This window comes from Nocardia sp. XZ_19_385 (assembly GCF_015355755.1).
Classification (GTDB): Bacteria; Actinomycetota; Actinomycetes; order Mycobacteriales; family Mycobacteriaceae; genus Nocardia.
Window position 1 is genome coordinate 14,154 of record NZ_JACVEE010000007.1, and the last position, 14,942, is coordinate 29,095.

Genomic DNA, 14,942 nt, shown 5'->3' on the forward strand with positions numbered 1-14,942 from the left:
GAACTCTTCGCCTCGCGCTGACCGAAAGCCCCGAGCAAGGTCGCCGCCGCGCACGAGGCGATCATCGCGGCACATCTCCACGACGGAGTCACGGCCGCGAACGCCGGATCCGGCGTCCCTCGGGCAATTGACGTCGCCCCACGCGAAACGCAAACGAGCCGGGATGTATCGCGGGAGTCCGGATTAGGATATGCCGGTGGCTTCTGATCTCGGGTCGGGTCAGATCGCTCGATGGCAGCTACCTGTTCTAGCTGGCGGGCCGCCACGCTCGTCTTGTCGGGTCCTACGCCACGGGCGATCGTCGACAACGTGGCCTCCGATTGATCAGATGGCGGCATCAAGGCACGCCAACTCGACTCATCAGCGCCCTTTTTGGACCGTGAGGCGAGTGATGCTACCGACTCAGCGCGGACCCGAGCACCTGAGGCCTGTTCTTCCGGAGGCGATTTCACGATCTTCACCCGGCTGGAGTTCGCAGCGATTAGGTTGTGCGACCGGGGTAGCCGAGCTGTGATGAGCAACGAAGGGATCGTGTGTCTGTGCGCGTTGTGATCCGGAAATCCGCAAGGCGAGTGTTGGCTGTCGCATGGGTCGCAGCGTTGGCGGTCGCTCCGGCGGCGTGCTCCGGCGACAGTGATTCGCCCTCGGCGGCCCCGTCGTCTCCGGCGACAGTGATCGTCACTGTTCCTGTGTCGGGCCCCTCCACGACTGTCTCGGGTCAGCCGACGAAGACTGCCTTCGTCGCGGCGCCCGGGTCGGTGCAGGGTTTCGCCGCCCCGCGCAGTGTCGTGGTGGTGGACAACACGTGGTTTGTCTCGAACCTCGGGCTGAATCCTGCGGTTCCTGAAGGCGCGGGATTTCTGTCTGTGCTCAGCGACGCGGGAACGGTCACCAACCGCACCGCTGTGCCGCGGGCGGGCGAACCGCCGCTGACTTCACCGTCGGGGATGGCGTATGTGAACGGGACTCTCTACGTGGCCGACACCGACCGTGTGGTCGGGTTCGATCCGCGCACCTATGCCCGAGTCTTCGACGCGCCGGTCGGCGGTGCGGCTCCCGCGCGATTGTCCGGAATCGCTGCCCTCGATGACAAAACGCTTCTCGTGACCGATTCCGTAAGCGGCACGGTCTACCAATTGCACACCGAGGACAACAGATTCGATGTGCTTGCCACCCAGATCCCGGGCGCGAAGGGTATTGCTGTCGACCAGGCTCACCGCGTGGCCTATGTCGGGGCGTCCGGGTCGCAGTCCGAAGGCGGCGACCTGTACCGATTGGAACTGGGCGCCGGGACCGTCACGTCGAAGAAGGTCGGCAGCGTCCGTGGTCTGCTGGATGGAGTTCTCGTGCTGCCCAACGGCAATATCGCCGTCTCGGACTGGGTAGGCCCTGACCAGCCGGGCACGGTGCGGGTTTATCGCCCGGATGGCACGGAAGTCTCGAAGGTGTCGTTGCCGGCCGCCCTGCGTGGGCCGGCCGGAATTGCCGTCGATGCCGCCGGCAAGAATCTTCTGGTGCCCGCCCAGCCCGATAACACGCTGACCATCGTCGCGCTGAACTGAGCGTCGTCGCGTCGCGTCGCGCGAGTCGACGACCGTGGTCGTTGGCATTACGACCCGATAGTTGCCGACCCGCGGTGCGGGAAGTATCCAAGGTGGCCCAGTACCGCCTCGAACGCCTACTGCACCCTTCACCTCGAAAGGGCAGTGCGCCAACCGAACGCAGTGAGCTTCAACTGGGCACTGGCTCTTGATAGTCAGCTTGACTTTCTCGCTACGTCAATTTCTAGCGTTCGGTGGTGTGAGCCAGCTCCACCCCTTTGTGATCACGGCCGACCGCATCTTCGATGGCATGACCGTCCGCACCGAGACGCACCTGCGTGTGGATCGGGGTGTTGTCGTGGCGATCGGTGGGGCGGAACTGATCAGGCTCGGTGATGAGATCGTCGATGGTGCGGGTGCGACGTTGCTGCCGGGCCTGCTAGACGCACACGTGCACCTGGCGCCGGAGTGCACTGTGCTCGGCGCTCAGTTCGGGGTGACGACGCTGATCGACCAGTTCAGCAAGCCGGATGTTATTGCGGCTGAGCGCGATACGGTGCTGACCGTAGGCGGGCCGGCGCGCGCGGACTTCGTCACGTCGAGCATCGGTGCGACGGCTCCGGGTGGGCATCCCACAATGGTGTACGCGCCCTTCCCGTATGTGACAGGGCCCTGCGATGCAGGGCCGTTCGTGGCTGGGCGGATAGCTGAGGGCGCGACGCATCTGAAAGTGTTCTATGACGAGGGGCGGGGATCGATGCTGGATCTGCCCACTCTGGATGAGGCCACAATCCAGGCACTGGTTACCTGCGCTCACGAGGCGGGGCTGCCGGTCGTCGCCCATGTCACGAGTGCCGGGGGAGCGGTCGTAGTTGCTCGGTGTGGGGTCGACATGCTCGCGCATGTGCCGTTCGTTCCTATGAGCGAGGGCCAGCTGGACGAAGTGGCCGCGGCCGGGCTCGCCGTCATCGCTACTTTGTCGATTGTCGACGGCTTCGCGCCCGCGGGTGTGATGCCGCTGCGCGAAGACGCACTGCTCGATGCCCGCCTGACCGCGGCTTGGCGCGAGGTACTCGACGACCAGGCCCGCGGGTGGATGCCGCCCACTCGTCCGGATTCGGTTGCGGCTTCGGCCAATGTCTTCGAACTCGCGCGCCGCGGCTGTGCGGTCCTCGCCGGCACAGACACTCCGAACCCCGGTCTGATCTTCGGCGCCAGCTTGCACCGTGAGCTCGCATATCTGGTGGCCGCCGGCATGAAACCCGTCGATGCCCTGCGCGCGGCGACCTCGATACCCTCGCGTCTGTTCGGTCTCGAGGATCGCGGGGTCCTTGGCGCGGGGAAACGAGCTGACCTTGTCCTTGTCGACGGCAACCCGCTCGCGGTCATCTCCGATACCGCTCGAGTGCGCCGGACGTGGGTCGAAGGGCGGGCTGTGGATCCTGTGGGCTACGCGGGTAGTTCGAGCGAGACCGCGACCATCACGTGGTTGTCCGAGACCCAGGCGAAGATCGTGGCCGCCGTCACCGAAAGATGGCCGGAGTTCCCCGGCTACGGATCTGGGCGACCCGATTGATCCCACCGGATGCTGCTGCCACCGCACATTTGCTTGCGGTGACAGCACAGCCGTGCGCTAGCGTCCCGTTCCCCGCTGTGAACAGGCCGAACACGGCGTCGCGGGCCGTGTCAGCTTCGTGTCAGGGCGGTGTCAGGCCAGACGCAGATAGTTCTCGGCATGACACAGAGCAGCACCTCTCCCGAGACCATCACCCTGACCGACCATGACAAGGCCACTCTGCGCAACGCCGCCTACGGGGCGGTGTCGCTGATGGCCGCCGCTGATGCCACCGGCAAGCCCGGCAAGGTGGCCGTGAACGGTTCCATCGCCTTGTCCTCCGCTACCGGGCTGGTCGGGCACGTGCTCGCGGCGAAGTCGAAGGACATCAAGCTGGACGGTAAGTCTGTAGCCGAACTCGCCGATCACGTACTGCCGGCCCTGACTGCCGCCATGGGTCTGCTGAAGAAGCTCGACTCGTTCGAGGCCGACAACTTCCGCGGCACCGTCCTCGTCGCCATCGAAGCAGCCGCCGGCACCCACCCGGGTGGGGCCAGCCCAATTCTGGCCGAGATGACCCGCAAGATCACTGCTGCCCTCGACGCTGTTTGACGGGATCCGTCCCACTCGGCTGCGGCGAGAAAGCTTGAAGCGTCACTGAGTAGTAGGGAGGTGGTTAATGGGCATGCCCGCGACCGTCAAGGCCATCCACCCGAATTCGCTGTGCCAGAACCGATCACGGCTACGTCGACCACCACGGCTGCCGGATTCAGGTTTCGGATCTCTAGATAGGACGACAGTATGGAACGCACAACCAGCGGGGGACCCGGGCATGGAAGCTTTGGGCGCAGAACCCTGTTCAAAGGCGCACTGAGTGTCGGAGCGTTAGCCGGCTTCACAAGTCTCGCCGGCTGCGGCAACGACTCCGGGAGCCGTGGTGACAATCGGGGCGGTGTCGAGGAAGGCTGGGGAAAGGTTGCTGACGCGTTCCGCGCGAACTTCAACCGAAACCCCGGCGAGATCGGCGCAGCGTGCTGCGTCTATGTGGGCGGCCGCCGTGTCGTCGACCTGTGGGACGGCCTCGCCGATCGCGCCGCGAACCGACCGTGGGTTGAGAACACTACTGTCCGAGTGGCATCGACGTCGAAAGGCGCTACCGCGATCTGTGCCCACCTGCTGGCACAACGCGGTGAGCTGGACCTGGACGCCCCGGTCGTCCGATACTGGCCCGAGTTCGGCGCTGCCGGCAAAGAGCGGATTCCAGTGCGCTGGTTGCTGTCCCACCAAGCCGGTCTGCCGCTCATCGACGGACCCCTGACATTCGCGCAAGCGTGCGCATGGGACCCGGTCATCAAGGCACTCGAAGCGCAGCCGCCACTGTGGCAGCCGGGCACCGAACACCTTTATCACAGCGTCACTTTCGGTCATCTGGTCGGCGAAGTCGTACGTCGAATCTCCGGCAAGTCGCTCGGCAGATTCTTCGCCGACGAGGTGGCTACCCCGCTCGGGCTCAGCGCGTGGATCGGGTTGCCCGAGCGTGAAGAGCACCGACTGGCACTGGTCGAATACGCCGCTCCGTTCAGTCTGGAGGAACTGATCGCCGGGCTGGTGCAGGCGACCGGGCTCGACGCGGACACGGTCAACGCCTGGATCAAGTCCGGGTGGGGTCCGAACTCGGTCGAAGCCCGCGCAGGCTCACTCGGCGGAGCCTTGGACAACGCAGCGGACCCCGCGACCGCGTACTACACCACGCGCGCCTGGAACGCGGCAGAGTTCCCTGCCGCGAACATGATCGCGGACGCACGATCGGTGGCCCGGATGTATGCCGCCACGGTCAGCGATGTCGACGGCGTTCGACTGCTCGACCCGTCAACTGTCCAGCGGGCCACCGTCGTTCAGACCGACAAGACGCGCTTGCACGGGCTGCCGCCGGAGCTGAACCTCCCGGCCGACCGCTCCTTCAATATGTCGCTCGGCTTCTGGCGGGCCTGCCCGCCGTATCCGATGGTCGGGCCAGGGTCCTTCGGCCATCCGGGCTCCGGCGGATCGGTCGGCTTCGCGGACCCCGATGCCGGTGTCGGCTTCGGCTACGTCACGAACCTCTGGAACCTGCGCCCAGACGACCCGCGAGCGGCGAGCCTGTCCGAGGCCGTCAGGTCCTGTCTCGGCTGACCGCGGCTTCCCGCACCACCAATTAGTCATACCTCCAACACATCTCACGCCTAGCCAGAGGAACCACTGCTGTGTCCGCACTCGCCCCCGCCACCACGATCGCCGCCGCGCTGATCACCGCGACCGTCGGCATCGGCGCGGCTACCGCGCAAGCCGCACCCGACGCCTCGGCGCCGGTCGGCTACACCGCCACCGCCGATACCAACTCCACCACCATCACCGTCGACTCCGGGACGCTGACCGCCGCGGACGGCGTGCTGACGATCAAGGCCGCCGACGGTACCGTGCTGGCGGGAACCGAATTGTCCTTCCGCGTGGACGATTTCGTCTTTCCGATCGCCGCCGAGATCACTGACCGCACCGCCACCCTGACCCCGCGCTTGGATCCAGCACACGCGGTGTACCAGCCGGTCGCCCTGCCGTTCGAGGACACGGCGCCGTTCCGGACACCCTACGAACGCGAACAGGCCGCCTGGGCGCGAATGGCCAGCACAATCGGACTCGGTGTCAGTATCGGCGCCCTGATCGGCGGACTCGGCGGCGCCGCCGTCGGCTGTGTGCTCGGTGGACTCGCCGGCGCCACCGTGGCAGCCGCGACTATCGTCGGCATGTTCGGGCCGTTCATCCCGGCGGCCGCGATCGGCTGTCTCGGCGGGGTCGCCGCTGTCGGCGCGCTGGGGACGATCGCGGGGCAATTGTTCATCACCGCGCCGATAGCCATCGCCGCCGCCGCGCAGTACTTCACCACGATCACCGCGCCGATGCCTTCCGCCGCGCGGTGAGGGAAGCGCTGCCACTGGCCGGGCCACGTAGCATCGTTCGGTGTCAGCTTTAACGCCCCGTCAGTCGTTTCGGGATCCTGGCCAGCCGGATGCGGCATTGACGCGTGTGCCCGGCCATGGGCGGGTGATCGTGGATTGTGCGGTCTATGTCGACGGATTCCGGCTGCCCGGTCTGCTCACTCCTGCCGACGCACTGGCGGAGGTGCGTTCGCGCGGAACGGGTTTCGTGTGGGTGGGACTGCATGACCCCGACGAGAAGCAAATGACCGAGATCGCGAGAACTTTCGGGCTGCACGCGCTGGCGGCCGAGGATGCGGTCAAGGCGAATCAGCGGCCGAAACTCGAACGCTACGACGACACCCTGGTGTTGGTGATGCGCACGGTCGCCTACGTCGAGCACGAACTGCACAGTGTCAGCGAGATCGTGGAGACCGGCGAAATCCTGCTGTTCACCGCACCGGAGTTCATCATCGCGGTACGGCACGGCGAACACTCCGGCCTGGCCGGTGTCCGCCAGGAGCTCGAGGCCGATCCCGATCGGCTCCGCCTGGGTCCGGGTGCGGTGCTGCATGGGATCGCCGACTATGTGGTCGATTCCTACCTCGAAGTCGGCGAATCGGTGGAGCTCGACATCGATGCGATGGAGGAGGAGGTTTTCACTCCGGGGCGTTTCGTGGCCATCGCCCCGATCTATCACCTCAAACGCGAGATCGTCGAACTGCGTCGCGCGGTCACCCCGCTGGCGGTCCCGCTGCAACTGCTGGGCAAGCCGGGTGTGCCGCTGCCCAAGGAGGTTCGCCGCTACATTCGCGATGTCGCCGACCACCACACCAAAGTCGCCGAACGCATCAGCGACTTCGATGAGGCACTGACCACCTTGATCAGCGCCGCGTTGGCCAAGATCGCCGTCCAGCAGAGTACCGACATGCGCAAGATCTCCTCCCTGGTCGCCCTCGCCGCGGTTCCGACGATGATCGCCGGGATTTACGGCATGAACTTCGACCACATGCCCGAACTCAAACAACCCTGGGGATACCCGGCAGTCCTGCTGGTGATGGTGACCATCTGCACCGGCCTGTTCCTGGCCTTCAGGCGCAACCATTGGCTGTGACCGACAGTTGATTCCGGTGACCGAATGCCATCAACCCTTTGCGGTCGATCGACCGCAGATGTCGGCCAGGGCTTGATAGGCGTGCTTGGGCGCGAGGGAATGGTCGGGCATGACCTTGCAGACGCCGAAGGAGGCCAGGTCGGTGTCATATTGCGGGTTCGGATGGTGTGGGAGGTGGAAGCTGGCGAAGGTGTGCCAGAACGCGGTGTCGACCGACTCGGCCTCGAAGAAGTCGAAGAGTTCGCGCATATAGCGGACCTGTTCGTCCTCATCGCGGCGGTAGTCGCCCTTGGTGCGGGGCGGGTCGGTGTCGTAATCGATGATGTCCCAGCCGAATCCGCTGAGTTCGGCGGCGCCGCGGTAGGTGCAGCAGCCGACCTCGGTCACTGCGATCGGCTTGCCGGCCGCGCATAGGGCTTGCAGGCCCTGGCGGTATGCGGGGTGGCCGGGGTCGCCGTAGGCGTCGATACCGATGATGTCGAACGGTGTCCAGTCGATGTCTTCCCAAAGGCCTGCGGCGTAGGTGAGCTTGCCGCGGAAGCGCTTTCGCACCGTGGCCGCGGCATCGGCCAGTGCGGAGTTGATCCGGGCGTTGGCGTCGGACAGGCCGGCCAGCACCGTTGGATCGCCGCTGGTGAAGGTTTCGATCCTGGCCAAGGTGTCCGGACCGGGCAAGAAGCCGGAGCCGAACAGACTCAGTTCGCAACCGGCGACGAATACCTCCGCCCCTACCGCTTCGGCGCGTTCGGCGCAGTCTTCGAAATACGGCAGCAGCTGCTCGTGGGTCAGTTCACAGGGGAATGGTGAGAACCAGACCTCGAGCCCGGCATCGACGGCGTGCTGTGCCGCGACGGTCAGGCGTTCAGGGTCGCCGCCGGTGATGCGCACGGCATCGCAGTGCAGTTCCTCGGCAATGATGCGCAGTTCCGCGCGCGCCGCATCCGGGTCGAAGAACGACCGCGTGCTGCGCCCGCTCGGAGTGCAGCCGGTGTCGTAGGTGATGCCTCGTGCTCGCATCGGCGAGCTCCTTCCAGTGATTCGCCCACCTCCTGGGCTGGTCCGAACCTTAGGATCAATCGAAAGATCAACTCAATCGAGCTCGGGTGGTATCCGGCGCATATCGGCAGTTAGTGGCGCTATTTGCCGTTGCAACGACAGTGCCGATTAATGCACAAAGGAGCAGGGGCATTGCAACGATCGGCGATGGGGCTACATACTGGCCCGGTGCCAGGACGCAGATTGACCAGGACCGACCGGCAGCAGATCGCCAGCGGTTTGGCGCACTGTCTGGATCACGCCGAAATCGCCCGCCGGCTTGGCCGCCCGACCTCGACGATCAGCCGCGAGATCGCGCGCAACGGCGGCCCGGGCCGCTACCGCGCGGACCTGGCGCAACTCGCCGCGACCCAGCGCGCCCGGCGCAAACCACGCCCCGCCGAGGCGGCACCGATCATCGATAACGCCGGTCCAGGACCCGAAGTCGCGGCCGCGATCGCCAGCGACCTCACCGCGGCCCTCATCGCGACCGGCGTACCACGCACCGCCGCAGGTGTGATGGCCTGCCTGTACACCGCCGAGACCGGCAGTCGCACCGCCGCCGAACTCGCCGGTCAGCTCCAGGTCAGCGCGGCCACCATCTCACACGCGGTCGGACTGCTGGAAGAGCAGGGCATGCTGCTGCGCGGTAGCGACGAAAACACCAGGCGCCAACGGTATTTCATCGACGCGGACGCGGGCTTGCGCACCGTCGTGGCCAGCGCCCGCGCCAACCAGCGGATCGCCGCGGCCACGCTGCGCGGCGCGCACGCCTTCGGCCCCGATCATCCCGCCGGCGCCCGGCTTGCGGCAGCGGCCCAGTTCCTCGAACAAATCAGTACCGACATCATCCGCTCCGCCGAACGCTGGCTTGGCGCGGGCGGCTTGCGGGACGGGCCAGGTGTGGCGCGCTCCATGCCGCTAACCGCTCACGCTGAATGAGGTTCTCACTGGGTGGGTTCACGGTTGTAGAGCTTCTTGGCCCACAGGTAGCCGCCCAGGGTGATGACGGCGCACCAGGCGATGGCGAGGATCGCGCTGTGGCCGATCGGGGTGCCCATCAGCAACCCGCGCAAGGTCTCGATGAACGGGGTGAACGGCTGGTACTCGGCGAACCATCTGAGCCCGGCCGGCATCGAGTCGGTGGGAACGAACCCACTGCCCATCATGGGCAGGACCATCAGCGGCGTCAGCATGTTGCTCGCGGCGGCGACGCTCTTGGCGACCATGGCCAGTGCGACCGACAGCCAGGTGAGTGCGAGGATGATCATCACGAGAACACTGACCGCGCCGAGCCATTCGCCGAAGTCCGCGGTCGGCTCGAATCCCACCAGCAGTGCGACCCCGATGACGGCAGCGATACTCAGCAGGGTCTGGAGCAGGCTGCCCAACACATGACCGGTGAGCACCGAGACGCGGGCAATGGCCATGGTGCGGAACCGAGCGACGATGCCCTCGGTCATGTCGATCGCTACCGAGATCGCAGTGCCCTGGGCCGCGGTCGCCACCGTCATCAGGATGACGCCGGGGACGACGTAGTTCACGTAGGCGTCCCGGCCGCCCGACGGCCCGCCGAGGCCGGTGCCGAGGATGCCGCCGAGAACGTAGACGAACAGCAGCAGGAAGACCACCGGGACCCCGGCCGCGGTCAGGATGAGCGTCGGATAACGCAGCATGTGCCGCAACTGGCGGCGCAACATGGTGGCCGAGTCGGCAAAGGCGTTGGAAACAATACTGGAAACGGTACTCATCGGGCGGGCTCCTGTTCGGTGACTGGGTTGCCCGTCAGAGCGAAGAAGACGTCATCGAGGTCGGGGGTGTGGACTTGGAGTTGGTCCACTGTGAGCGAGGCGTGGTCGAGCCGATCCAGCAGCGCGCGCAACGACCGGACATCGCCCTGGCTGGGGATCTGGAGGGTGCATGCGTCATCGCTGCGGGACGCCACGCCCAGCATCTGGGCCGCGTGGTCGTAATCGCGTGGGTCGGCGAACCGCAGGGTGATGTGGCCTCCGCCGACCTGTCGTTTGAGCTCCTCCGGGGAGCCCTCCGCGACCAGTTTCCCCTGGTACAGGACCGCGATCCGGTCGGCGAGCCGGTCGGCCTCTTCGAGGTACTGGGTGGTGAGGAAGATCGTGACGCCTTCGTCGGTCACCAGACCGCGGATGATCTCCCACATGGTCCGCCTGCTGCGCGGGTCCAGCCCGGTGGTCGGCTCGTCGAGAAAGATCACGCGGGGCCGGCCGACCAGAGTCATCGCGAGGTCCAGGCGGCGGCGCATCCCGCCGGAATACGTCGCCGCGGGCTTGCGGGCCGCGTCGATCAGATCGAACCGCGCCAGCAGATCAGCTGCACACTGCCGCCGTTGTTTGCGGGGCAGGCGGTTCAGGTCGGCCATCAACAGCAGGTTCTCCTCGCCGGTGAGGAAGCTGTCCACCGCCGAGAACTGGCCGGTAACCCCGATCGCGGCACGGACCGCGTCCGGATTCCGGACCACATCGTGGCCAGCGACCCGCATTTCTCCGGCGTCGGCGCGGATGAGCGTCGACAGGATCTGCACCATGGTGGTCTTGCCGGCGCCGTTCGGGCCGAGCAACGCGAAGATAGATCCCGCGGCGATGTCGAGGTCGATACCGCCCAGCACCACGTGGTCGCGATACGCCTTGCGTATCGCAGTCGCCGCGACCGCCGGTTGATCGAGCTTGGTATTCATAAGAATTTCACTTCCTTCGCTGGAATCCACAGTCACGCGCGACCGATCATGATGTCGCCGCGGCGTCCTCGTGGACGCCGAAGGTCGGCCTCCCGACAGGTGTATGGTGATGCCCTTGGCGCGCAGGTGATCTCTCCTACCGGAGACGTAGCTCACCGAATGATGTTGTCCGGCTGCTGGACCCGAACGTTAGAGCCGAGTCGAAATACCGGTCAACGGCGATGCTCCCGGATTCGAATCGTTTGAGCTGATCAACCCTGCAATCATCGATTGCAACGACGATGCCCGCTAATGCATGTCGATGCATTGCGCTGCAACCGGTTACCTGTTCGCTGCGATCGACGGGCTACCGTTGCAGTCATGACCGATGCAGAGTTGATCGAGCTGCGCAAGCGAGCCGCTGCAGGCGATACTGATGCTTGTCCAGCTTGCGTCTGAGCGTGGTGACGAAGCCGAACTGCGGCGACTGGCCTCCGCCGGCAACCAGGATGCGACAGACGAACTCGTTCAACTCGCCTCAGAGCGCAACGATGTCGGCAAACTGCGTCAGTTCGCCGCTGCGGGCAATCGCGACGCCGCCGACCTCCTCGATGAACTGAGCGAGGAGTAGTCGGGTCACCGTCGCGTAGACCATCGTCATATACCGCCACTGGATCTACTGGGGTGATCACAGCAACTCGGGACGGTATGGATATGACCGACATCACCGGTCCCCGGCCGTCAGCATTGCGTTAAGCCCTCTGGTGTGTGGCGGGTGGAGCGCTGAGACTCGCGCAGATGACCGATTTGTTGTCGTCCGCGAAGACCGAACCGAAGAAGCGCGGCTTGACCGTGCCGACCGGTCTGGCCGGACTCTCTCTCGATGCGATGGCGTCTGTGTCCTATGGGCCGGAGGCCATTGTGCTGGTGCTGGCCGCCGCAGGTGGTGCGGGGTTGGGGCTCACGGTGCCGGTGACGCTCGCGATCGCCGCGTTGCTCGCGGTGCTGGTCGCGTCCTATCGGCAGGTGATCGCGGCGTTCCCGGACGGTGGCGGCGCCTACGCGGTGGCCAAGGCTTACCTGGGCAGGCGTACCAGTCTCACCGCGGCGGCGTCGCTGATCGTCGATTATGTGCTCAATGTGGCGGTGTCGATCGCGGCTGGTATCGCGGCGCTCACTTCGGCGTTCCCGGTGTTGCACGGATACACGGTGGAGATCTGCCTCGCGGTGCTGGTGGGCATCACCGCGCTGAACATGTTGGGCATCACCGAGAGTGCGCGGGCGTTCATGGCTCCGACGGTAGTGTTCGTCGCCGGTATCATGCTGGTGATCGTGGCGGGACTGGTCCGAGGCACCCCCGCGGTCACCGTCACCGGGTCCGCTGCGGTGCCCGCGGATTTGCAGACCGTCGGTGTGCTGCTGCTGTTGAAAGCATTCTCGAGTGGATGCGCCGCACTGACCGGCGTCGAGGCGATTGCCAACGCGGTACCCAGTTTCCGGGCGCCGCGGGTGCGCCGCGCACAGGGTGCCGAGGTGGCGCTGGGCGCGCTGCTGGGTGTCATGCTGGTCGGGCTGGCGGTGTTGATCGAGAAGTTCCAGGTGCATCCGATCGAGGGCACCACTGTCCTGTCACAGCTCACCTCGGCCGCGCTCGGCGACGGAATCGGTTACTACATAGTGCAATTCGCCACCGTCGTGTTGCTCGCGTTGGCTGCGAACACTTCCTACGGTGGATTGCCCACGCTGACAAGAATTCTGGCGGACGACAATTGCCTGCCGCACCGATTCGCGGTGAGCTCTCGCCGGCAGGTGTATCGGTACGGTGTGCTGACGCTCGGTGTCAGTGCGGGTGTGTTGCTGATCGGGGCGAATGGCGAGATGAATGCGCTGGTGCCGTTGTTCGCGATCGGCGTGTTCGTCGGTTTCACCATCGCGCAGGCCGGGATGGTCCGGCACTGGCTGCGTACTCGCGGCCCCGGCTGGCGGTGGCGGCTCGCCCTCAACGCTTTCGGCACGACACTGACCTTTGCCGCCGCGATCATCACCGCAGCGATGAAGTTCACCGAGGGCGCCTGGCTGGTCGTCGTCATCTTGCCGACCCTGGTGGTGGCTATGGAACGGGTGCGGCGCGCCTATCATCGGATCGGGGAATCCCGTCGCGCGGTGGATGATTCGCGTCCCGGCATGCCTGCCCGTCCGCAGCCGGGTGCGGCGGCGCTGGTCGTGGTTCCGGTTTCGGAGGTCTCGGAGCTGAGCTGCCAGGCGCTGTCGGCGGCGATGTCGATCGGACGCGACGTCGTCGCGGTGCACGTCTGTCTCGACGGCGGGCCGGCGAAGGCATTCACGAAAGCTTGGGAGGCTTGGCATCCCGATGTTCGGCTGGTGTTGCTGGAAGACAGTGACGCCACCGTCGGCGGACCAGTCGCACGCTATGTCCGCGAAACTTTTCCGGGCCGGCGCAAAGTCGTGGTGATCGCCGAGCTCGACCCGCCAGGTGGTTGGCAACGGGTGCTGCCCAGCCACCGCAGCCAGGAACTCGAGAAGCAGCTGCGGCGACAGCCCGACACTGTGGTGTGTCATCTGCGCGTGCCTGTGGAATGACCAGACGATGACGCCGCGGATCCCGGGACGGGTCCGCGGCGTCGCCACCTTCCTCGTTCTCCGTTCCGGTTCAGGCGGCCAGGGTGAGTTGGTTGGTCCACGTCGCCAGCCGCGCGCGCGTCCGCGAATTGCGCACCAGGGCAGCTGATTTAGCTGGCTCGGGACCCTCGTAGTAGCCGCCGTTCACAACCACCGTCTCCGGCGCACTGAGGACGGTCAGCAATGCCGCCGGGCCATCCAGTGGAGCCTCGCGGTGGATGCGGTTGTCCGGCATATCGATTTCGAAATCGGCTGGGTCCACGTTCACCACGGTGAGTCCGGCCGGGCCGGTTTCGGCGAGGCTGCGGCCGAACATGGTCAGCGCCAGTTTCGACTGTGCGTACACCGCCAGCGGGGTGTAGATACCGCGGCTGCGATCCAGATCCGAGTAGTCGACATTGCCGGACAGATGCAGCCGCGAGGTCACGTTGACGATCCGGCCCTGCGCGGCGGCGATCTTTTTCGCGAGCGCCATGGTCAGCCGCTGGGGTGCGAGATAGTTGACCTGGAAGGTCAATTCGTGGCCGTCCTCGGTGTGGTTCTTGCGCTGCGTAGCCGGGCTGGACGCGGCGTTGATCAGGGCGTCCAGGCGGGGGATGGTCGCGAGTAGTCTGCCGAGTTCATCAACCTCGGCCAGTTTGCGGAAGTCGGCGTATACCGGGCACAGCCGAGCCCGGAGCGCGCCGTCGTGGACCAGGCGGCCGATCGCCTCGTCGGCCTCGGCTTCGGTCTGAGCGTGCACGATGACATTGGCGCCGTCCACCGCCAGGCGCAATGCCGCCGCGTAACCGAGACGCTCGTCGCCGCCGGTAACTACTACGGTCCTGGCATCGGACGAGAATGTGGACATGATTCTCCCATCGGGTGTGGGCGCGCGCGGCTCTCCGATCGAGGACGCCGACTGCGCGCGAAGGTATTCGCGGAGGAAAGCCGCGAAGTATCAATTGAATTCACGCACCAGCGCGAAAATGACCGGGACTGCTCAGCCGCGACTCGGCGGCTCGTCCTCGCTCCCGAAACCCACCAGCTCCAGCGCAGACGGCACTGCCAGACGATATGCGGCACTGCCGGATTCCGTGCGGCAGGCACGGGGTCCGGAAGCTGCGGTCATGTCAGTGATCCAAGCTGATGGCATTCCGGCAGGCAAGATCCGCGCGACCGTATTGACGAATTCCTAGCGGTCGCTGCGCTGATGCGGGCGGCCATGCGACTCGGCAGCCGGAGTGCGAGACCCGTCAAGGATCTGTCAACAATCGCCGATGACGCCGGCTCGGCCTGCGCCCTCGAGACCAGCGGATTCGGACTTGCGTTCGAGGTTGCGGCTGCGGCAGCCGGGTGTCAATGAGTCGCAAATTCGAACTCCCATGTCTGGCAACGGAATCCGGTGCCATGTCATCGTCTGACACCGACTCGTGGT

The 14,942-nt window shown here is 65.8% G+C and carries 13 protein-coding genes; 8 read left to right on the top strand and 5 right to left on the bottom strand.

All coding sequences use genetic code 11. From position 1 onward, the window contains the following. The first annotated feature begins 575 nt into the window (after positions 1-575). The 6 genes from IBX22_RS35000 to IBX22_RS35025 all read left to right on the top strand — a co-directional run bounded on the left by IBX22_RS35000 (position 576) and on the right by IBX22_RS35025 (position 7,161). Positions 576-1,562 carry an SMP-30/gluconolactonase/LRE family protein gene (locus IBX22_RS35000; RefSeq protein WP_194820127.1) on the top strand — a complete coding sequence of 329 codons (987 nt, stop codon included), beginning with the start codon at positions 576-578 and terminating at the stop codon, positions 1,560-1,562. Between the two features lie 238 nt (positions 1,563-1,800). Further along, complete coding sequence (locus IBX22_RS35005) at positions 1,801-3,117, top strand: amidohydrolase family protein (RefSeq protein ID WP_194820128.1); 1,317 nt, start codon at positions 1,801-1,803, stop codon at positions 3,115-3,117. 159 nt (positions 3,118-3,276) lie between these two features. Then, complete coding sequence (locus tag IBX22_RS35010; protein ID WP_194820129.1) at positions 3,277-3,708, top strand: hypothetical protein; 432 nt, start codon at positions 3,277-3,279, stop codon at positions 3,706-3,708. A 189-nt stretch (positions 3,709-3,897) separates the two neighbouring features. Next, on the top strand, positions 3,898-5,268 hold the full coding sequence (locus IBX22_RS35015) for a serine hydrolase domain-containing protein (protein WP_194820130.1): 1,371 nt from the start codon (positions 3,898-3,900) through the stop codon (positions 5,266-5,268). A 71-nt stretch (positions 5,269-5,339) separates the two neighbouring features. Continuing rightward, positions 5,340-6,050, top strand: a complete 711-nt coding sequence (locus IBX22_RS35020; protein WP_309234920.1) for a hypothetical protein — start codon at positions 5,340-5,342, stop codon at positions 6,048-6,050. 97 nt (positions 6,051-6,147) lie between these two features. Beyond that, positions 6,148-7,161, top strand: a complete 1,014-nt coding sequence (locus IBX22_RS35025; RefSeq protein ID WP_228540128.1) for a magnesium and cobalt transport protein CorA — start codon at positions 6,148-6,150, stop codon at positions 7,159-7,161. Positions 7,162-7,191: 30 nt separating this feature from the next. Here IBX22_RS35025 and IBX22_RS35030 read toward each other — a convergent pair whose 3' ends face one another. After that, positions 7,192-8,178, bottom strand: coding sequence for a hypothetical protein (locus IBX22_RS35030; RefSeq protein ID WP_194820132.1), 987 nt, complete (start codon positions 8,176-8,178; stop codon positions 7,192-7,194). A gap of 222 nt (positions 8,179-8,400) precedes the next feature. Between IBX22_RS35030 and IBX22_RS38635 the strand changes: the two genes are divergently transcribed. Then, on the top strand, positions 8,401-9,138 hold the full coding sequence (locus IBX22_RS38635) for a helix-turn-helix domain-containing protein (RefSeq protein WP_375540313.1): 738 nt from the start codon (positions 8,401-8,403) through the stop codon (positions 9,136-9,138). 5 nt (positions 9,139-9,143) lie between these two features. Here IBX22_RS38635 and IBX22_RS35040 read toward each other — a convergent pair whose 3' ends face one another. The 3 genes from IBX22_RS35040 to IBX22_RS38090 all read right to left on the bottom strand — a co-directional run bounded on the left by IBX22_RS35040 (position 9,144) and on the right by IBX22_RS38090 (position 11,546). After that, entirely contained in the window at positions 9,144-9,947 is an 804-nt protein-coding gene (locus IBX22_RS35040) for an ABC transporter permease (RefSeq protein ID WP_194820134.1), read from the bottom strand. After that, positions 9,944-10,906 carry an ATP-binding cassette domain-containing protein gene (locus IBX22_RS35045; protein WP_194820135.1) on the bottom strand — a complete coding sequence of 321 codons (963 nt, stop codon included), beginning with the start codon at positions 10,904-10,906 and terminating at the stop codon, positions 9,944-9,946. The genes IBX22_RS35040 and IBX22_RS35045 overlap by 4 nt, the downstream gene beginning before the upstream one ends. Positions 10,907-11,423: 517 nt before the next feature. After that, complete coding sequence (locus IBX22_RS38090) at positions 11,424-11,546, bottom strand: hypothetical protein (RefSeq protein ID WP_255526558.1); 123 nt, start codon at positions 11,544-11,546, stop codon at positions 11,424-11,426. A 137-nt stretch (positions 11,547-11,683) separates the two neighbouring features. On the opposite strand from IBX22_RS38090, the gene IBX22_RS35050 reads away from it, so the two are divergent. After that, a complete protein-coding gene (locus tag IBX22_RS35050; RefSeq protein ID WP_194820136.1) occupies positions 11,684-13,486 on the top strand; it encodes an APC family permease in 1,803 nt (600 codons plus the stop codon). Between the two features lie 70 nt (positions 13,487-13,556). Here the strand turns inward: IBX22_RS35050 and IBX22_RS35055 are convergent, their stop codons facing one another. Next, positions 13,557-14,375, bottom strand: a complete 819-nt coding sequence (locus tag IBX22_RS35055) for an SDR family NAD(P)-dependent oxidoreductase (RefSeq protein WP_194820137.1) — start codon at positions 14,373-14,375, stop codon at positions 13,557-13,559. Positions 14,376-14,942 lie beyond the last annotated feature (567 nt).

Excerpts from the sequence above, each read along its gene's own strand:
- IBX22_RS35040 (WP_194820134.1), bottom strand. The coding sequence starts at position 9,947 with ATGAGTACCGTTTCCAGTATTGTTTCCAACGCCTTTGCCGACTCGGCC.
- IBX22_RS35010 (WP_194820129.1), top strand. The coding sequence starts at position 3,277 with ATGACACAGAGCAGCACCTCTCCCGAGACCATCACCCTGACCGACCAT.
- IBX22_RS35030 (WP_194820132.1), bottom strand. The coding sequence starts at position 8,178 with ATGCGAGCACGAGGCATCACCTACGACACCGGCTGCACTCCGAGCGGG.
- IBX22_RS35055 (WP_194820137.1), bottom strand. The coding sequence starts at position 14,375 with ATGTCCACATTCTCGTCCGATGCCAGGACCGTAGTAGTTACCGGCGGC.
- IBX22_RS38090 (WP_255526558.1), bottom strand. The coding sequence starts at position 11,546 with ATGACGATGGTCTACGCGACGGTGACCCGACTACTCCTCGCTCAGTTC.
- IBX22_RS35050 (WP_194820136.1), top strand. The coding sequence starts at position 11,684 with ATGACCGATTTGTTGTCGTCCGCGAAGACCGAACCGAAGAAGCGCGGC.
- IBX22_RS35045 (WP_194820135.1), bottom strand. The coding sequence starts at position 10,906 with ATGAATACCAAGCTCGATCAACCGGCGGTCGCGGCGACTGCGATACGC.
- IBX22_RS35015 (WP_194820130.1), top strand. The coding sequence starts at position 3,898 with ATGGAACGCACAACCAGCGGGGGACCCGGGCATGGAAGCTTTGGGCGC.